This is a genomic window from Halorubrum sp. ARQ200, from assembly GCF_005435115.1.
In the GTDB taxonomy this organism is placed as follows: Archaea; Halobacteriota; Halobacteria; order Halobacteriales; family Haloferacaceae; genus Halorubrum; species Halorubrum tropicale.
The window spans coordinates 99,770-115,676 of sequence record NZ_SGTZ01000004.1 but is presented as its reverse complement, the minus strand read 5'-3'; the positions used below and the strand labels follow the sequence as shown (position 1 = coordinate 115,676).

18 protein-coding genes are annotated in these 15,907 nt (G+C 72.3%); 15 read left to right on the top strand and 3 right to left on the bottom strand.

Annotated elements, in window-relative coordinates; all coding sequences use genetic code 11:
* Window positions 1-19: 19 nt before the first annotated feature.
* From EXE50_RS07610 to EXE50_RS07585, 6 genes are all read left to right on the top strand, one after another.
* Complete coding sequence (locus EXE50_RS07610; protein ID WP_053771705.1) at window positions 20-763, top strand: YIP1 family protein; 744 nt, start codon at window positions 20-22, stop codon at window positions 761-763.
* A 93-nt stretch (window positions 764-856) separates the two neighbouring features.
* Window positions 857-1,498, top strand: coding sequence for a dCTP deaminase (gene dcd / locus EXE50_RS07605; RefSeq protein WP_121599229.1), 642 nt, complete (start codon window positions 857-859; stop codon window positions 1,496-1,498).
* Entirely contained in the window at window positions 1,495-2,409 is a 915-nt protein-coding gene (locus EXE50_RS07600) for a thiamine-phosphate synthase family protein (protein WP_137704761.1), read from the top strand. Before dcd ends, EXE50_RS07600 begins: the two co-directional genes overlap by 4 nt.
* 86 nt (window positions 2,410-2,495) lie before the next feature.
* The gene (locus tag EXE50_RS07595) at window positions 2,496-2,948 is read left to right on the top strand and encodes a pyridoxamine 5'-phosphate oxidase family protein (RefSeq protein WP_053771708.1); all 453 of its coding nucleotides are present in this window, start codon (window positions 2,496-2,498) and stop codon (window positions 2,946-2,948) included.
* Between the two features lie 328 nt (window positions 2,949-3,276).
* On the top strand, window positions 3,277-5,400 hold the full coding sequence (gene metG, locus EXE50_RS07590) for a methionine--tRNA ligase (protein ID WP_053771709.1): 2,124 nt from the start codon (window positions 3,277-3,279) through the stop codon (window positions 5,398-5,400).
* Between the two features lie 67 nt (window positions 5,401-5,467).
* The gene (locus EXE50_RS07585; protein WP_121599233.1) at window positions 5,468-5,674 is read left to right on the top strand and encodes a hypothetical protein; all 207 of its coding nucleotides are present in this window, start codon (window positions 5,468-5,470) and stop codon (window positions 5,672-5,674) included.
* 30 nt (window positions 5,675-5,704) lie between these two features.
* On the opposite strand, the gene EXE50_RS07580 is transcribed toward EXE50_RS07585, so the two are convergent.
* Together EXE50_RS07580 and EXE50_RS17400 are read right to left on the bottom strand one after the other, a co-directional pair.
* Window positions 5,705-6,130 (bottom strand): VOC family protein, encoded by a 426-nt coding sequence (locus EXE50_RS07580; RefSeq protein WP_053771711.1) that lies wholly within the window; start codon window positions 6,128-6,130, stop codon window positions 5,705-5,707.
* 39 nt (window positions 6,131-6,169) lie between these two features.
* Entirely contained in the window at window positions 6,170-6,295 is a 126-nt protein-coding gene (locus EXE50_RS17400) for a transporter (protein ID WP_199241334.1), read from the bottom strand.
* Window positions 6,296-6,413: 118 nt separating this feature from the next.
* Here EXE50_RS17400 and EXE50_RS07575 point away from each other — a divergent pair, with 118 nt between their 5' ends.
* The 5 genes from EXE50_RS07575 to EXE50_RS07555 all read left to right on the top strand — a co-directional run bounded on the left by EXE50_RS07575 (window position 6,414) and on the right by EXE50_RS07555 (window position 11,459).
* Complete coding sequence (locus EXE50_RS07575; protein ID WP_137704760.1) at window positions 6,414-7,100, top strand: 2,5-diamino-6-(ribosylamino)-4(3H)-pyrimidinone 5'-phosphate reductase; 687 nt, start codon at window positions 6,414-6,416, stop codon at window positions 7,098-7,100.
* A gap of 210 nt (window positions 7,101-7,310) precedes the next feature.
* Window positions 7,311-8,234 (top strand): coiled-coil protein, encoded by a 924-nt coding sequence (locus tag EXE50_RS07570; protein ID WP_053771712.1) that lies wholly within the window; start codon window positions 7,311-7,313, stop codon window positions 8,232-8,234.
* Between the two features lie 141 nt (window positions 8,235-8,375).
* Window positions 8,376-9,311, top strand: a complete 936-nt coding sequence (gene sppA, locus EXE50_RS07565; protein WP_053771713.1) for a signal peptide peptidase SppA — start codon at window positions 8,376-8,378, stop codon at window positions 9,309-9,311.
* Window positions 9,312-9,425: 114 nt separating this feature from the next.
* Entirely contained in the window at window positions 9,426-10,562 is a 1,137-nt protein-coding gene (locus EXE50_RS07560; protein WP_053771714.1) for a DUF373 family protein, read from the top strand.
* A 72-nt stretch (window positions 10,563-10,634) separates the two neighbouring features.
* Window positions 10,635-11,459 (top strand): shikimate dehydrogenase, encoded by an 825-nt coding sequence (locus EXE50_RS07555; protein WP_053771715.1) that lies wholly within the window; start codon window positions 10,635-10,637, stop codon window positions 11,457-11,459.
* A 24-nt stretch (window positions 11,460-11,483) separates the two neighbouring features.
* Here the strand turns inward: EXE50_RS07555 and EXE50_RS07550 are convergent, their stop codons facing one another.
* The gene (locus tag EXE50_RS07550; RefSeq protein WP_137704759.1) at window positions 11,484-11,942 is read right to left on the bottom strand and encodes a transporter; all 459 of its coding nucleotides are present in this window, start codon (window positions 11,940-11,942) and stop codon (window positions 11,484-11,486) included.
* A 104-nt stretch (window positions 11,943-12,046) separates the two neighbouring features.
* Here EXE50_RS07550 and EXE50_RS07545 point away from each other — a divergent pair, with 104 nt between their 5' ends.
* The 4 genes from EXE50_RS07545 to EXE50_RS07530 are packed head-to-tail and all read left to right on the top strand — an operon-like array spanning window position 12,047 to window position 15,888.
* Window positions 12,047-12,556: a helix-hairpin-helix domain-containing protein gene (locus tag EXE50_RS07545; RefSeq protein WP_053771717.1), complete on the top strand. Its 510-nt coding sequence runs from the start codon at window positions 12,047-12,049 to the stop codon at window positions 12,554-12,556.
* Window positions 12,557-12,609: 53 nt separating this feature from the next.
* Entirely contained in the window at window positions 12,610-14,316 is a 1,707-nt protein-coding gene (locus EXE50_RS07540) for an anthranilate synthase component I family protein (RefSeq protein ID WP_137704758.1), read from the top strand.
* Window positions 14,313-14,975 carry an aminodeoxychorismate/anthranilate synthase component II gene (locus EXE50_RS07535; RefSeq protein WP_137704757.1) on the top strand — a complete coding sequence of 221 codons (663 nt, stop codon included), beginning with the start codon at window positions 14,313-14,315 and terminating at the stop codon, window positions 14,973-14,975. Before EXE50_RS07540 ends, EXE50_RS07535 begins: the two co-directional genes overlap by 4 nt.
* Window positions 14,968-15,888: an aminotransferase class IV gene (locus EXE50_RS07530; RefSeq protein WP_137704756.1), complete on the top strand. Its 921-nt coding sequence runs from the start codon at window positions 14,968-14,970 to the stop codon at window positions 15,886-15,888. The genes EXE50_RS07535 and EXE50_RS07530 overlap by 8 nt, the downstream gene beginning before the upstream one ends.
* Window positions 15,889-15,907 lie beyond the last annotated feature (19 nt).

Genomic DNA, 15,907 nt, shown 5'->3' with positions numbered 1-15,907 from the left:
CGGCGGGGACCACCCGACGATGCCCTCCCCGTTCGCCGCCCTCGCGAGCCTGCCCGGCAGCGTGCTCGACCGCGTCCGCGACGGGTTCGACTCCCCTCACGCCGGGACCGTCGCGGTCGCGATGCTGGTCGTGGCGACGATCGGTACCAGCCTCGGAATCGTCGCGCTCGGCGGCGTCTTCGACGCGACGGTCGACCAGCGGATCACCGTCGACAACCCCGACCGGCCGTCGGAGTCGACCTGCGAGACGTTCGGCGACGAGCCGGGGTCGATGTTCGCCGAGGAGTGCGACGAACCGGAACGGATCGAGGTCGACGCGGGGGAGGAACTGCGCGACGCCGCGACCGGGTTCATCCACTACGGCCTGTTGGGCGTCCCCCTCTGGTGGGTCGTGTTCGCGCTCGCGCTCCACGTCGGGGCGCTCGTCGCGGGCGGCTCCGGCTCCGCCGGCGACTCGTTCGTGATCGCCGGCTGGGCGGTCGGCGCGGAACTGCTCCGGCTCGGGGCCGGGATCGTCGGGATCTGGTACACGCTCTCGAACGCGGACCCCGCAGGGTCGTCGTTCGAGGCGCTCACGACGGACCTCGTCGCGGCGGTCACGGGTCTGACGGGCCCGCTGCTGGTCGCCTCGGCGGTCGCGATCGCTATCCAGTGGGTCATCGTCGTCGCCGGGCTGGAATCTCGGCACGACCTCGGTCGCGGCGCCGCGGCGGGCGTGGCGACGTTCTTCGCCGCGAGCGCGCTGGCGCTGGCAGCGGTCTGAGTCACGCCGGATCGATCGGTCGGGGACGCCGGTCGGACCGCCCGCGACCGCGGTTTCGGGAGTTTTTAAGCCGCCGGCGCTCCCCCTCCCGGTATGATCCTGTCCGACGCCGACATCCTCGACCGGCTCGCCGAGGGCGACCTCGCGATCGAGCCGCTCGACGACGTCGACCAGCAGGTCCAGCCCGCGAGCGTGGACCTGCGGCTCGGCGAGCGGTTCCTGGAGTTCCAGCGCACCAACATCCCCTGTATCCACCCGACCGACGCGGGCGAGGTGAGCGAGTACGTCACCGAGACGACCGTCGACGAGGGCGACGAGTTCATCCTCCACCCCGGTGACTTCGTCCTCGGGACGACAGCCGAGCGCGTCGCGATCCCGGACGACCTCGTCGCCCACGTCGAGGGCCGCTCGTCGCTCGGCCGGCTCGCGATCGTCGTCCACGCGACCGCGGGGCTGTGCGACCCCGGCTACGAGGGGCAGATCACGCTCGAACTCTCGAACCTCGGCACCGCGCCCGTGGCGCTCTCGCCGGGCATGCGCGTGTCGCAGCTCACCTTCACGGAGCTGAAACGGCCCGCGGAGCGACCGTACGGTGCCGAGCGGGGCTCGAAGTACCAGGGACAGGACGGGCCGCAGGCGTCGCGGATCGGCGACGATCCCGAGTTCGCGGGCGAGGCGGGCGACGGACGCGAGGGTAGCGGAGGGGCGACGCCGTCGGGCGGTGATCGCGAATGAGGTTCATCGAGGAGGTCGTCGTCGACGAGTTCCTGCCGACCGTCCGATCGATGCTCGCGGAGGACCTCCGCGACCGCGGGTTCACGCAGTCAGAGGTCGCGTCGGCGCTCGGCATCTCGCAGTCGGCCGTGTCGAAGTACGCCGCCGGCGACGTGGCGAGACACGAGCGGATCGTCGCCGACGAGCGCGTGCGCGACCTCGTCGAGCGGGTCGGCGAGGGGCTCGCGAGCGGCGACCTCACGCCGGTGGCCGCGCTCGTGGAGATAGAGGTGCTGATCCGGCAGTTGGAGGAGGGGGACCTGCTCGCCGACCTCCACGAGACGGCGATGCCCGCGCTCGCCGACGCCGACGTCGAGTTCTCCGTCCACGACCCCGACAGCGGGCTCCGGGAGCGCGAGCGGGTCCTCACCTCGGTCCGCCGCGGGCTCCGCACCCTGACGAACGCCTCGGGCTTCGCCGGGCTCATCCCGAACGTCGGGGCGAACGTGGCGGAGTGTCTCGGCGACGCCCGAGCGATCGACGACGTGGCGGCGGTCCCCGGCCGACTCGTCGACGTGAAGGGGCGGGCGATGGTCCCCGGCGAGCCCGAGTTCGGCGTGAGCGAACACGTCGCGACGGTGTTGCTCGCCGCCCGCGAGGGCGGGGCGACCGCCCGCGGCGCGGTGAACGTCCGGTACGACCCCGACACCGTCGAGGCGCTCGCCCAGTCGCACCCGACCGTCGAGTTCGACGCCGAACGCCCGACGCGCGAGGCGGTCGCGGACGCGGTCGCGGCCGCCGGCTCCCCGACGGACGGGGACGGGGGAACGCTCGTCCTGTACCAGACCGGCGCGGTCGGCATCGAGCCGATCGCGTACGTGCTCGCTCCGACGGCGTCCGAGGCGGCCGCGATCGTCCGCGACATCCTGTAGGTGGGGCGGTCGCCGTGGCCCGCGACGGTCCGCACGCCGCGCGATACATGAGAGGTATTCATTAACATACAGGGCGTAGGTCCCGTATGACAGACGCGGACGCGGTTCGGATGACGGACGACGAGCGGGACGAGTTCCTCGGGCGGTCGGGGACCGGCGTCCTCTCGCTGTCGACGGACGGCGACGGGCCGCCGCACTCGGTCCCGGTGTCGTACGGGTACGATCCGGTCGAGGGGACGTTCTACTTCCGGCTCGCCGTCGGAGCGGACAGCGGAAAGGCGAACGCCGCCGACCGCGGCGTCACGTTCGTCGTCTACGGGCGGGACGACGAGCGGTGGAAGAGCGTGGTGGCGAGCGGCCGACTGGTGTCGACCAGCGACGACGCCAGCGCGACCGAGTCGCTCGCCGGCCTCGAGCGGACGGCGGAGATCCCCATCGTCGACGCCTTCGGCGAGCCGACGAGCGAGGTGACGTTCGAGTACTACCGGCTCGATCCGGAGCGGCTCACGGGGCGCGCCGAGCAGGCGATGGAGCCCTGAAGACCCCGGCCGAGGGCGCCGCCGACCCCGGGCGACGCTTTTTAGACGGAACCGCCCGAAGCGTGAGGCGTGACACGGCGTCGACGGTTCGGGATGCGGATGCGCTCCTTCTAGCGGCGGGCGGACCCGCCGCGTCGCCGCCGGCCCGTAACGCGGTCGGCGGCGACGCGGCGGCGAATCCCGTCGCCTTCCCGCAGCGCCCGGACCCTCGACTGCCTCGCCGGCGCCGACACCGACGACCGCGCGAGCGCCGGTCTCCCCGCGGTCGCCGGCCTCGAACCAGCGGGCTTTAGACCCGATCGACCGACACACGACACACACGCACCACATGAGCCACGACGATTACCCCACCGACCGGCCCGCGGTGGTGACCTGTGGACTGCCGTACGCGAACGGCGACCTCCACATCGGCCACCTCCGCACCTACGTCGGCGGCGACGTGTACAGCCGCGCGCTCGACCGACTCGGCCAGGAGACCGCGTTCGTCTCCGGCTCGGACATGCACGGCACGCCCGTCGCGGTCAACGCCGAACAGGAGGGCGTCTCGCCCGAGGAGTTCGCGCTCGACTGGCACGAGCGCTACGCCGAGACGTTCCCGAAGTTCAACGTCGAGTTCGACAACTACGGCCACACCCACGACGAGACGAACACGGAGTTGACCCAGGACCTCGTCCGCGACCTCGACGAGGCGGGCCACCTCTACGAGAAGGAGATCATGGTCGCGTACGACCCCGTCGACGACCAGTACCTCCCGGACCGCTACGTCGAGGGGACGTGCCCGTACTGCGGCGCCCACGCCCGCGGCGACGAGTGCGACGAGGGGTGCCAGCGCCACCTCGAACCGGGGGAGGTCGAGGACCCCGAGTCGACGATCACCGGCAACCCCGCGGAGTACCGCGAGCGAACCCACCAGTTCTTCGCGGTCTCGGAGTTCGCCGACTACCTCTCCGGCTTCCTCGACCGCCTCGAAGGCACCTCGAACGCCCGGAACCAGCCCCGCGAGTGGATCGAGCAGGGGCTCCAGGACTGGTGTATCACCCGCGACATGGACTGGGGGATCGACCTGCCCGACGAGAATCCGCAGGACCTCGTCTTGTACGTCTGGGTCGACGCCCCGATCGAGTACATCGCCTCGACGAAGCAGTACTCCGAGCGCGTCGGCGCCGACGCCTTCGACTGGGAGGCCGCCTGGAAGGAGGGCGCGAGCGACGAGCACCCGGAGGGCGGCGAGATCGTCCACGTGATCGGCCGCGACATCATCCAGCACCACACGATCTTCTGGCCCGCAATGTTAGAGGCGACCGACCACGCGGAGCCGCGCGCGGTGATGGCGAGCGGGTTCGTCACCCTCGACGGCAAGGGGTTCTCCACGAGCCGCGACCGCGCCGTCTGGGCCGACGAGTACTTAGACGAGGGGTTCCACCCCGACCCGCTGCGCTACTACCTCGCGACCAACGGCGGGTTCCAGCAGGACGTGGACTTCTCGTGGGAGAAGTTCGCCGAGCGCGTCAACACCGAGCTGGTGGGCACGGTCGGCAACTTCCTCTACCGCTCGCTCCTCTTCGCCCACCGCAACTACGAGGACGGCCCCGACGCCGACGCGCCGAGCGACGACGTGGCGGCGCGGATCGACGAGGCCGTCGACGAGTTCGCGGCCGCGGTCAACGACTACTCCGTCCGCGCGCTCGGCGACGCCGTCACCGGCCTCGCGCGGTACGGCAACGAGTACATCCAGCGCAACGAGCCCTGGAAGCTCGTCGACGAGGAGCCTGCCGAGGCCGAGCGCGTCATCTACGACTGCGTCGCGCTCGCGAAGGCGATCGCCGTGCTCTTCGAGCCGCTGGCGCCCGAGAAGAGCGAGCGGCTCTGGGCCCAGCTCGGCGAGCCCGGCTCCGTCCACGAGGCGACCGTCGAGGCCGCCCGCGAGGGCCCCGCCGGCGACCTGAGCGAGCCGACCGAGCTGTTCGAGCAGGTGGAAGACGAGCGCGTCGAGGACCTGAACGAGAAGCTCGAAGCGCGCGTCGCCGAGGCGGAGAGCGACGACGCTGACGACGAGAGCGGCGCTGACGACGAGGGCGACGAGACCGAGACCACCGACGACACCGACATGAGCGACATCGAACCCATCAGCGACGACCGCATCGGCTTCGAACAGTTCCAGGAGCTGGACATCCGCGTCGGCCGCATCGAGGCGGCCGAGGGGATCGAGGGGGCCGACGACCTCGTTGAGCTCACCGTCGACCTCGGCGCGGAGACCCGGACGATCGTCGCGGGGCTCAAACAGCTCCACGAGGTCGACGAGCTGCCGGACACGAAGGTGATCGTGCTCGCGAACATGGAGAAGGCGGAGCTGTTCGGCGTCGAGTCCAACGGCATGGTGCTGGCCGCCGGCGAGGACGCCGACCTCCTCACCACCTACGAGGACGCCGCGCCCGGCACGAAGGTGAAGTGAGGCCGCGGCGCCCCGCGGACGGCGACCGTTCTCGAAGTTTTATTTGACTGACGTGCGACGACGGGGTATGGCCCTCCTGGCGCGGTTCGAAGCCATGTCGTTTTCCGCACAGCTGATCGCCGTCGCGGTCGTCTGCGACCCGATCGGGTTCGCCGCCGGCTACCTCCTCGCGCCCGAGTTCGGCGTTGAGCCCATCCTCGGCGGCGTCTACGGGCTCGTGGCCGCGAGCGTCCCGCTGTCGCTGCTCGTGCTCCGCGAGTCGATGTCGGGATAGGCAACACACGGCTCGCGCGAGCGAGCCCCGTCAGGCGTCGAGCACCTCGATCAGGTTCCCCTCCGGGTCCCGGACGAACAGGACGGTCGTCCCGCTCTCCGTCGTCCGCGGCGGGCTCAGCGTCTCGACGTCGTCGGCGAGCCCCGCGTGAAACGCCTCGACGTCGTCGACCGCGAGCCCGAGGTGAGTCGCTCCGGGGCGATTCAGGTCGGGGGCGTTCCCCAGACCCGACTCCTCGGCCGGGTCGTATTCGACGAGTTCGACGATCGCGTCCCCGGCGTCGAGGTGCGCGAACGCGGCGGCGGCGCCCTCGACGGCGACCGCCTCGGCGAAGGCGTCGCCGCCGACGGCGAACTCGGCGACGACGTCGAGGTCGAACGTCTCGGCGTAGAACTCGACGGCACGGTCGAGGTCGGCGACGGTGACGCCGACGTGGTGCGCGGTCGGGTCGGACACGGCCGGTCGGACGGTCCCCGCCGGGGAAATCGTATCGGGTCAGAACCCGAACAGGCGGGCGGCGAGCCCGGCGAGCACGACCAGCGCGCCGAGGATGAACGTGCCCGGGATCGGGAGGAGGAACAGGGCGACGCCGATCAGGACCACGATCGTCGAGGTTCTCATGACGCGCTCCTTCGGTCCGGCGCCGGATACGCTTTGGGTCGGAGCGACCGCCGCGGTCGACGGTCGCCGCGGCCGCCCCGACCGAAACGACCATTCCGCGTCCGGCCGACCGTCGCGTATGCACGTGGTCGTCAACGCAGCCCAGAGCGTCGACGGGAAGCTCGCCACCCGCCGCCGGGAGCAGCTCCGCATCTCCGGCCCCGAGGACTTCGACCGGGTCGACCGCGTCAGGGCGGCCGCGGACGCGGTGCTCGTGGGGGTCGGGACCGTCCTCGCGGACGACCCGCACCTCACGCTCGACGAGGAAGACCGCCGCGTCGAGCGCCTGCGGAACGGGCGGCCCGGCGACCCCGCCCGCGTCGTGATCGACTCGACGGGGCGGACGCCGACCGACGCCCGGATCTTAGACGACGCGGCCGCGACGTACCTGCTCGTCTCGGCCGCGACCGACCGGGAACGCCGCGAGGCGCTCGCCGACGCGGACGCCGAGGTGATCGTGGCCGGCGAGGAGCGCGTCGACGTCGCCGAGGGGGTCGATCGGCTCGCCGAGCGCGGGGTCGACCGCCTGATGGTGGAGGGCGGCGGCGAGGTGATCTTCTCGTGTTTCGAGGCCGGCGTCGTCGACGAGCTCCACGTCTACGTCGGCTCGCTCGTCATCGGCGGCCGCGACGCGCCCACCCTCGCGGACGGCGCGGGCTTCACCGAGGGGTTCCCCGACCTGACGCTGACGGGCACGGAGCGGTTCGACGACGGGGTCGTCCTCTCGTACGCGGTGGGAGGGGACGGCGAGTCGTGTGAACGGTAACCACGGAAATCGGGGGGTACACGCGTCGTGGCACCGGTACGCACGAAAACCACCGAAGTATTTATGTATCGCCCGGGGGTAGTTGCGGGTACCAGAACGCCTCTGGCGCTGGTGGAATCGCACGCTGAAATGAACGGGAGTTCTTGTAGACGGCCCGACGCACCACAGCGAGCGTCCGCTATCGCCGGAGCGGTGATGGAGAGATAACAAATGGTAACGAAAGAAGAAGTCATCGAGCAGTACGACGTGGAAGCGATGGACGAGGCGGACAACGTGGACCTTTCTGAGGACGACCTGGAGAACGGCTCCAAGGGTCAGCTCATCAAACGCGCCGGCCAGCTGCGAGACCGACGCAACGAGCTGAACCAGATGGCGTCCGAGCGCGCCTCCAAGCGCGACGACCTCAACGCGAAGACGCGCGAGAAGGTCGACGAGGCCCAGGAGCACCGCGAGAAGCGCGACGAGCTCAACGAGCAGGTCCAAGAGCACAAGGACAAGCGCAACGAGCTCAACGCCGAGGCCAACGAGCTGTTCGACGAGGTCGAGGAGCTCAAACAGGACCTCGAACTCGGCTCCGGCAAGTCCATCGAGGAGCTCGAAGAGGAGATCGAGGACCTCGAGTTCCGCCAGCAGACGGAGGTGCTCGACGCGGAGGACGAGCGCGAGCTCATCGAGAAGATCGACGACAAACGCGAGAAGCTCGCCGAAAAGAAGGAGAAGGTCGACGACACGAGCGAGCTCGACGAGCTCGTCGAGGAGGCCGAGGAGGTCCGCTCCGAGGCGTCCCAGCACCACCAGAAGGTGACGGAGCTCGCCGACAAGGCCCAAGAGCACCACAACCAGATGATCGAGGCCTACCGCGAGGCCGACGACATCCGCGACGAGGCCGACGAGATGCACGAGCTGTTCGTCGAGGCCCAGGAGGCGGCCGACCGCCACCACGAGGACTTCGTCCGCGTCCAGAAGCGCCTGCGCGAGCTCGACAAGAAGGAGGAGGAAGAGCGGCAGGACGAGCGCGCCGAGAAGCGCGAGGAGGAGAAGGAAGAGGCCGAGGAGATCTATCAGAAGTTCAAGGAGGGCGAGACGCTCGACACCGAGGACCTGATGAAGCTCCAGAAGACCGGCCTCCTGTAAGCCGGCCGAGACGCGGTCCGACGCGGTTTTCTGCGGTTTTCCACGGTCGACAGCGACGCGCCCGGCGGGCGCGGGCGGCCGGTCCCGGCGACTGGCGTCGCCCACGACAGCATATAAACGGGAGCGCCGCCAACCGTCGGTATGGACGACGCGCCGGCGAACGGACGGAAGGGGTTGCTCGCGGCCGCCGCGGTCGGCGCGGCGACGACGATCGCGGGCCGCGCGGTCCTCGCGCGGCTCACGGGCGGGCGATTCGGTGACGCGGACGAGTACAACGTCGCGAAGGTGACGGTCTCGGGGCCGATCCGCCGGAACCAGGGGCGGCCGTCGCCGCTTTCGGGCCCGGGCGGTGCGACCGCGGACGACGTGGTCGAGCAGATCGAGGCGGCCGACGAGGACGACGACGCCGAGGCGCTGCTCGTCGAGCTCAACACGCCCGGCGGCGAGGTCGTGCCGAGCGACGACATCCGGCGGGCGGCCGCCGACTTCGACGGGCCGACGGTGGCGTACGCGACCGACACCTGCGCCTCCGGCGGGTACTGGATCGCGAGCGGCTGCGACGAGCTGTGGGCGCGCGAGGCGAGCCTCGTCGGCTCCATCGGCGTCGTCGGCTCCCGCCCGAACGCGAAGGGGCTCGCCGACAAGCTCGGCATCTCCTACGAGCAGTTCACCGCCGGCGAGTACAAGGACGCCGGCGTCCCGCTGAAGGAGATCGAGGAGGACGAACGGGAGTACCTCCAGGGGATCATCGACGGCTACTACGAGCAGTTCGTCGAGACCGTGAGCGAGGGCCGCGACATGGACCCCGAAGCGATCCGGGAGACCGAGGCGCGGGTGTACCTCGGGGACGACGCCGCCGAGCTCGGCCTGGTCGACGAGCTGGGCACAGAGGACGACGTCGAGGACCGGCTCGCCGACCTGATCGGGGCCGAGCCCGAGGTCCGCGAGTTCACCCCGGAGCGCGGGCTCGCGGAGCGGCTCGGCATCGGCGCCGAGCGCGTCGCGTTCGCGGCCGGGAGCGGCGTGGCGGGCGTGTTCGCCGACGACGGCGGCGACATCGACGTGGAGTTCCGGTAGCGACGGATCGGCCGTGGGGGCGGCGGAGGCCGACGAAAGCGCGGCCGCGAGGGCCGAACGGCGCGCGGCGACCGACGGGGAGGATTTTTGTCCGGCCGCGGTGTGAGACGACACGTGACGACGCTGGTCATCTGCGTCGACCGCTCGGGGGCGATCGGTCGCGCCACCAACGTCCCGATGCCGGTCGCCGGCTGGGAGGCCGTCCGGTCGCTGGTCACGGACGCCGGGCTGGACGACCCCGAGGACGCCAGCGTGAACTGCCTGCTGGAGTCGCTGCGCGTCGCGCGCGACCTCAGAGACGAACGCGAGGAGTCGGTGGTTGCGGTCGTCTCCGCCGAGAGCGACTCCCCGGTCGGCGCCGACCGCTCCATCGCCGCCCAGCTCGACGACCTCGTGGAGCGGTACGACCCGCGGGCCGCGATCGTCGTCGTCGACTCCGCGGAGGACGAGCGCGTCCTCCCGGTCGTCGAGTCGCGGGTCCCCGTCGACTCCGTCGACCGCGTCGTCGTCCGGCAGGCCCGGGACATCGAGTCCACCTACTACCTGCTCAAGCAGTTCCTCGCGGACGAGCAGCTTCGCTCGACGGTCCTCGTGCCGTTCGGCGTCGCGCTGCTCTTAGTCCCCGCGCTGTTCTACTGGTTCTCCGCCGGCGAGGCGGTCGCCGGCGTCGCCGGGCTGCTCGGCGCCGCGCTGCTGTACAAGGGGCTCGCGGTCGACCGGCTCGTGGCCGGGCTGCCGGAGCGCGTCCGCGAGGCGCTGTACGCCGGCCAGGTGTCCGTCGTGACGTACGTCGTCGCCGGCGGGCTCGCCCTCGTCGGGGGGTTCTTCGGCTTCCTCGCCGCCTCGAACCTCACCCCCGGATCGGCGCGGCTCGTCGAGGTCGTGGAGTTCACCTACGCCGCCGTCCCGTGGTTCGCGGTCGCGGGCGTGACCGCGGCCGTGGGGCGGCTGCTCGACGAGCTGATCCGCGACGAGGGGATCCGGACCCCGTACCTCAACCTCCCGTTCGTCATCGCCGCGGTCGCCCTCGTCGTCCGCGGGTTCGCCGGGTACTTCCTCGCGCAGGAGGCGATCCACGAGCCGCTGTCGGCGTACGGCATGACGATGACCCCAGTTCAACAGCTCGCGGCGTTCATCGTCGGCGGCATCGTGGTGTCGCTCGTCGGCGTCAAGATCGCCAGCGACGTCGGCACCGAGACCCTCGAAGACGTCATCGACGCGGAGCGGGACGCCGACGGCCGGCGGGAGTGAGACGGGGCGAGGGCCGGCGAGAGCGACCCGCCGACCGACCCGTTTTTGTCGGTCGCGGCCGCGTGAGCGGGCATGGACGTGTACGGACTGATCGGGAACCCGGTCGGCCACTCGCTGTCGCCGCCGATGCACGAGGCGGGTTACGAGGCGCTCGGCCTCGACGCGCGCTACGTCGCGTTCGAGCCGGACGCCGACGCCGCGGCCGCGGCGATATCGGGCGCGGCCGACCTCGGCGTCGCGGGGCTCAACGTGACGGTCCCGTTCAAGCGGGACGTTCTCGACGCGGTCGACGTCGCCCCGCTCGCGGAGCGCATCGGCGCGGTCAACACGGTCGACTACGGCCCGGTCCGGGCGGGCGAGGCCGACCGGCCGCGCGGCCACAACACCGACGCCGCGGGGGTGACGCGGGCGCTCGAACACCACGACGTGACCGTCGACGGCCGCGACGCGCTCGTGGTGGGCGCGGGCGGCGCGGGGCGGGCGGCCGCGTTCGCGCTGGCGGACGCCGGCGCGGCGGTCCACGTCGCGAACCGCACCGCGGAGCGCGCGGTCGAGCTCGCGGGGGACGTGCCGGGCGCGACCGGCGGCGGCCTCGACGGCCTCGGCGAGCGCGTCGCGGCCGCCGACCTGCTCGTCAACGCGACGAGCGTGGGGATGGAGGCGCCCGACGAGACCCCGGTGCCCGACGAACACCTCCACGGCGACCTCGCCGTCCTCGACGCGGTGTACGCGCCGATCGAGACCCGGCTCCTGCGGGAGGCCGCGGCCGCGGGCGCGACGACGGTCGACGGCGCGTGGATGCTGCTGTACCAGGGGGTGGAGGCGTTCGAGATCTGGACCGGCGAGGACGCGCCCGTCGACGCGATGAACGCGGCGCTGCGGGCGGAGTTGGAGTGAACGGACGGAGGGCCCGGCGGCCGCTCAGAGGAGCGACGGGCTCGCGAGCAGCCCGGCGGTGACGATCAGGCCGAGGGAGACGGCGGACGCGCCGTAGAGGAACGGCTTGGCCTCGCGGGCGGGCTCGCGGAGCTTGTCGGCGTCGAGCCCGTCGGCCAGCTTCGAGCCGGCGACCTCGACGAGTCCGGTGCCGACGAACCACAGCCCGAGCATCGTCAACACGAGGTGCCCGCGGGGCGTGCCCGTCAGCGCCTCGAAGGTGTACAGCGTCCCGGCCATGTGGCCGCCGGAGAGGACGAACGCGACCGCGCTGATCCGGGTGATCCAGCGCAGGCGACCGACGACCGAGCCGAGCGCGGTCGTCCCGATCTCGCCGCGGAGCGCGGGCGGGAGGACCGCGAGGGTGACGAACAGCACGCTGCCGACCCAGAGGACGGCGAAGCCGACGTGGACCGACCACATGACCGGATTGATCACGTCCATACGACCGCGACGGCCCGGCGTCACTTATAAACAGGCGGGACGGGGCCGGCGGTCTATTGCGGCGGAGAGGGTTTTTAAATATCTCGCACGTGTAGCCGCCGGCAATGGCGCTACTCCAGAAGCTCAAAGAGAAGCTCGGATTCGGGAGCGGTTCGGGCGAGCGCGAGTCCGGCGAGACGGAAGTGACGGTCGAGCACGAACCGGAGCCGGCGGCCGAGCCGCCAGCGGCCGGTGATTCGGTCGAGTCGAGCGACGCGGAGCCGGCGGAGAGCGAGGCGGACGACGGCGACGAGGCGGCGGTCGCCGCGGAGACGGAGGCGGCCGCCTCGACGGAGTCGCTCGTCGACGACGAGGGCGCGGGGGCGGACGAGGCGGCCGAGCAGGCGGAGGCCGCGGCGGGCGAGGCGGACGACGTCGCGGTCGACGACGACGACCGCGGCCCGAGCGTCGAGGAGATCAAGGGAATCGGCCCGGCGTACGCCGAGCGGCTCGCCGAGATCGGGATCGAGACGGTGGCCGACCTCGCGGACGCGGACGCCGCCGAGGTGGCGGAGGGCACGAGCGTCGGCGAGAAGCGCGCCGCGACGTGGATCGACCGCGCGGGCGAGTTCTGACGGGCGGGTCGGGCGACCGCAACTGTTTCGTCGCGCCCGCCGAACGGAGTCCCATGAGGCGAACGGTACACACCGACCGGGAGCGGTTCCGCGCGGTCGCGGCCGCGGCGCCGGACGGCGCGCGGGTCCCGGTCGAGCTCCGGGTCGCCGTCGACGACCCCTTCGACGCCTACCGCCGGGCGCGGGGCGGCCCCGGCGGCGTCTTCTACGAGACGAGCGGCGGCCAGTCCGGGTGGGGGTACTTCGGCGTCGACCCGGTCGAGCGACTGACCGTCGCCGCCGAGGCGGTCGTCGCCGGCGCGGGCGACGCGGACGGATCGGAGCGCGTCGAAGGGGGGGACAGAGCGGGCGACTACCGACGCCCGTCGGCCTCGCTGTCCGCCCTGGAGGGCGTTCTCGACGGCGAGGCGCTGGCGCGCGGCGACTGCGAGGTGCCGTACCCGTGCGGCGCGTTCGGCTGGCTCTCCTACGACGTGGCGCGCGGACTGGAGGCGTTCCCGCCGGCGCCGCCCGCGGGCCCCGGCGCGGTCGACGACCGCGGGCTCCCGCGGCTCCAGGCCGCGCTCTTCGACCGGATCGCGGCCTGGGAGTGTCCGGTGGACGCCGAGGACGGCGACGACGGCGACGGCGACGGGACCGTTACGCTCCGCGTGACCGCCTGTCCCCGCGTGCCGGCGGGCCTCGACGATCCCGAGGGCGACCGCGACGCGCTCGACGCGCTGTTCGACGAGGGTCGGGCGCGGGCCGGGGACCTGGTAGCCCGGATCGAGACCGGGGACGCGGCCTCGGAGGCGCCGCCCGACCCGACCGCGGAGAGCGCGACCTTCGAGAGCGACGTGGGCCGCGAGGGGTACGCCGACGCGGTCCGGCGGGTCAAAGAGCACGTCCGCGAGGGCGACACCTTCCAGGCGAACGTCTCCCAGCGGTTGACCGCGCCGGCCGCGGTCCACCCGGTCGACGCGTACGACGCGCTCCGCGAGGTGAACCCGGCGCCGTACTCCGGCCTGATCGAGTTCGGCGGCTCCGGTGAGACCGGGGCCGACCGGCCGAGCGGCGTCGACCTCGTGAGCGCGAGCCCGGAACTCCTCCTAGCGCGCGAGCCGACCGACGATCCCGACCGCGGCGCGCGGCTCGTCACGGAGCCGATAGCGGGGACGCGGCCGCGGGGGGACACGGCGAGCGGTGACGCGGCGCTGGAGGCCGAGCTGACCGGCGACGAGAAGGAGCGCGCCGAGCACGCGATGTTGGTCGACCTCGAACGCAACGACCTGGGCAAGGTGTCGCGGTTCGGCACGGTCGAGGTGAGCGAGTACCGCCGGGTGGACCGCTACAGCGAGGTGATGCACCTCGTGAGCCTGATCGAGGGCGAGGCCCGCCCGGACGTGGGGCTCGCGGACGCGGTCGCGGCCTGCTTCCCCGGCGGGACCATCACGGGCGCGCCGAAGCCGCGGACGATGGAGATCATCGACGAGCTGGAGCCGACCCGCCGCGGACCCTACACCGGGTCGATGTTCGCGGCCGGGTTCGACGGGCGCGCGACGCTGAACATCGTCATCCGGACGCTCGTCCGCCACGCCGCCGAGTACCACCTCCGGGTCGGGGCGGGGATCGTCCACGACTCCGACCCGGACGCGGAGTACGAGGAGACGCTCGCGAAGGCGCGCGCCCTCGTGAGCGCGGTCGACGAGGCGCTCGCCGCCGGCGGAATGGCGGTCGAGGCCGAGGACGGGTCCGCGGCGGAGGAGGCGGCCGAGCGATGACGGGCGACGCAGCCGACGCGGCGACCGCGGCGGACGACGCCGACGCGGCGGGCGGGTGGCGCCCCGGCGCGGGCGACGCCGACGCCCGGGTCCTCGTGGTCGACAACTACGACTCGTTCGCGTACAACCTCGTCCAGTACGTCGGCGAGGTCGCCGGCGCGGTGACGGTCCGGCGGAACGACGCGGTCGACCTCGCCGGGATCCGCGCGCTCGACCCGGACGGCGTCGTCGTCTCCCCCGGCCCGGGGACGCCCGCTGAGGCCGGGGTCTCGACGGACGCCTTCGAGCTCGACCGACCCGTGTTCGGCGTCTGTCTCGGCCACCAGGCGCTGTGCGCGAGCGGCGGGAGCCGCGTCGGTCACGCGCCGGAGGTCGTCCACGGGAAGCCGTCGACGATCACCCACGACGGCGAGGGCGTCTTCGCCGGGCTCCCCGACCGCCTGCGGGTCGGACGGTACCACTCGCTGTGCGTCGAGCGCGAGGACCTCCCCGCCGAGCTGGTCGAGACCGCCCGCACCGACGAGGAGCGCGAGGTCGTGATGGGCGTGCGCCACCGCGAGAAGCCGCACGTCGGCGTCCAGTTCCACCCGGAGAGCATCCTGACGCCCCGCGGGAAGCGCATGGTCCGGAACTTCGTGGAGGTGTGTGAGGATGCGTGAGGGAGACGAGGGTTCGGACCGCCTGTACCACGTCGACGGCGACCTCGTCCCCGCCTCGGAGGCGACCGTCTCGGTGGAGGACCGCGGGTTCGCCTACGGCGACGCCGCCTTCGAGACGATGCGCGCGTACGGCGGCGCCGTCTTCCGGTGGGACGCGCACGCGGACCGGCTCCGGGACGCCTGCGAGACGCTCGGGATCGACCACGGGCTCGCCGACGCGGACCTGAAACGCCGGGTCGACGAGACGCTCGCCGCGAACGACCTCGCGGACGCGTACGTGAAGCTCTCGATCACTCGCGGGGTCCAGCCGGGGACGCTCGACCCGAAGCCGGCGAGCGACCCGACGGTCGTCGTGATCGCGAAGCCGCTCGCGCGCGGCGGCGTCGGGAGCGACCCGGTCCACGACGGCCCGGCCGCGCTCCAGACGACGAAGACGCGCAAGCCCGCCGACCGCGCGATCCCGGCCGCGGCCAAGACCCACAACTACCTCAACGGAATCTTGGCTCGACTCGAACTCCGGGTCACGGGCGCCGACGAGGCGCTCATGCTCGACCCGGACGGCAACGTCGCGGAGGGCGCGACCGCGAACCTCTTCTTCGCCGACGGGACGGCCCTCAAGACGCCGTCGCTCGACGGCCCGATCCTCCCCGGGGTCACCAGATCGACCGTGATCGAGCTGGCGGAGTCGGAGGGGATCCCGGTCGAGGAGGGGACGTACGCACCCGACGCGGTGCGCGAGGCCGACGAGGTGTTCCTCACGAACACCACCTGGGAGGTCCGGCCCGTCGCGACCGTCGACGGCATCGCGGTCGACGGCGACGGCGAGGGGGTCGCCGGCCCGCTCACGACCCTCCTCTCGCGGCTGTTCGACCGGCGGATCGAGGAGACCCACTACGACGGCGAGCGGCTCTGAGGTCGGCGGGGGACCACAG

Bases quoted from the DNA above. Each gene is read 5' to 3' on its own strand.
- EXE50_RS07545 (WP_053771717.1), top strand. From the start codon at position 12,047: ATGGCGCTACTCCAGAAGCTCAAAGAGAAGCTCGGATTCGGGAGCGGT.
- EXE50_RS07535 (WP_137704757.1), top strand. From the start codon at position 14,313: ATGACGGGCGACGCAGCCGACGCGGCGACCGCGGCGGACGACGCCGAC.
- dcd (WP_121599229.1), top strand. From the start codon at position 857: ATGATCCTGTCCGACGCCGACATCCTCGACCGGCTCGCCGAGGGCGAC.
- EXE50_RS07600 (WP_137704761.1), top strand. From the start codon at position 1,495: ATGAGGTTCATCGAGGAGGTCGTCGTCGACGAGTTCCTGCCGACCGTC.
- EXE50_RS17400 (WP_199241334.1), bottom strand. From the start codon at position 6,295: ATGAGAACCTCGACGATCGTGGTCCTGATCGGCGTCGCCCTGTTCCTC.
- EXE50_RS07530 (WP_137704756.1), top strand. From the start codon at position 14,968: ATGCGTGAGGGAGACGAGGGTTCGGACCGCCTGTACCACGTCGACGGC.
- EXE50_RS07610 (WP_053771705.1), top strand. From the start codon at position 20: ATGCCCTCCCCGTTCGCCGCCCTCGCGAGCCTGCCCGGCAGCGTGCTC.
- sppA (WP_053771713.1), top strand. From the start codon at position 8,376: ATGGACGACGCGCCGGCGAACGGACGGAAGGGGTTGCTCGCGGCCGCC.
- EXE50_RS07570 (WP_053771712.1), top strand. From the start codon at position 7,311: ATGGTAACGAAAGAAGAAGTCATCGAGCAGTACGACGTGGAAGCGATG.
- EXE50_RS07575 (WP_137704760.1), top strand. From the start codon at position 6,414: ATGCACGTGGTCGTCAACGCAGCCCAGAGCGTCGACGGGAAGCTCGCC.
- EXE50_RS07550 (WP_137704759.1), bottom strand. From the start codon at position 11,942: ATGGACGTGATCAATCCGGTCATGTGGTCGGTCCACGTCGGCTTCGCC.
- metG (WP_053771709.1), top strand. From the start codon at position 3,277: ATGAGCCACGACGATTACCCCACCGACCGGCCCGCGGTGGTGACCTGT.
- EXE50_RS07540 (WP_137704758.1), top strand. From the start codon at position 12,610: ATGAGGCGAACGGTACACACCGACCGGGAGCGGTTCCGCGCGGTCGCG.
- EXE50_RS07595 (WP_053771708.1), top strand. From the start codon at position 2,496: ATGACAGACGCGGACGCGGTTCGGATGACGGACGACGAGCGGGACGAG.
- EXE50_RS07555 (WP_053771715.1), top strand. From the start codon at position 10,635: ATGGACGTGTACGGACTGATCGGGAACCCGGTCGGCCACTCGCTGTCG.
- EXE50_RS07585 (WP_121599233.1), top strand. From the start codon at position 5,468: ATGGCCCTCCTGGCGCGGTTCGAAGCCATGTCGTTTTCCGCACAGCTG.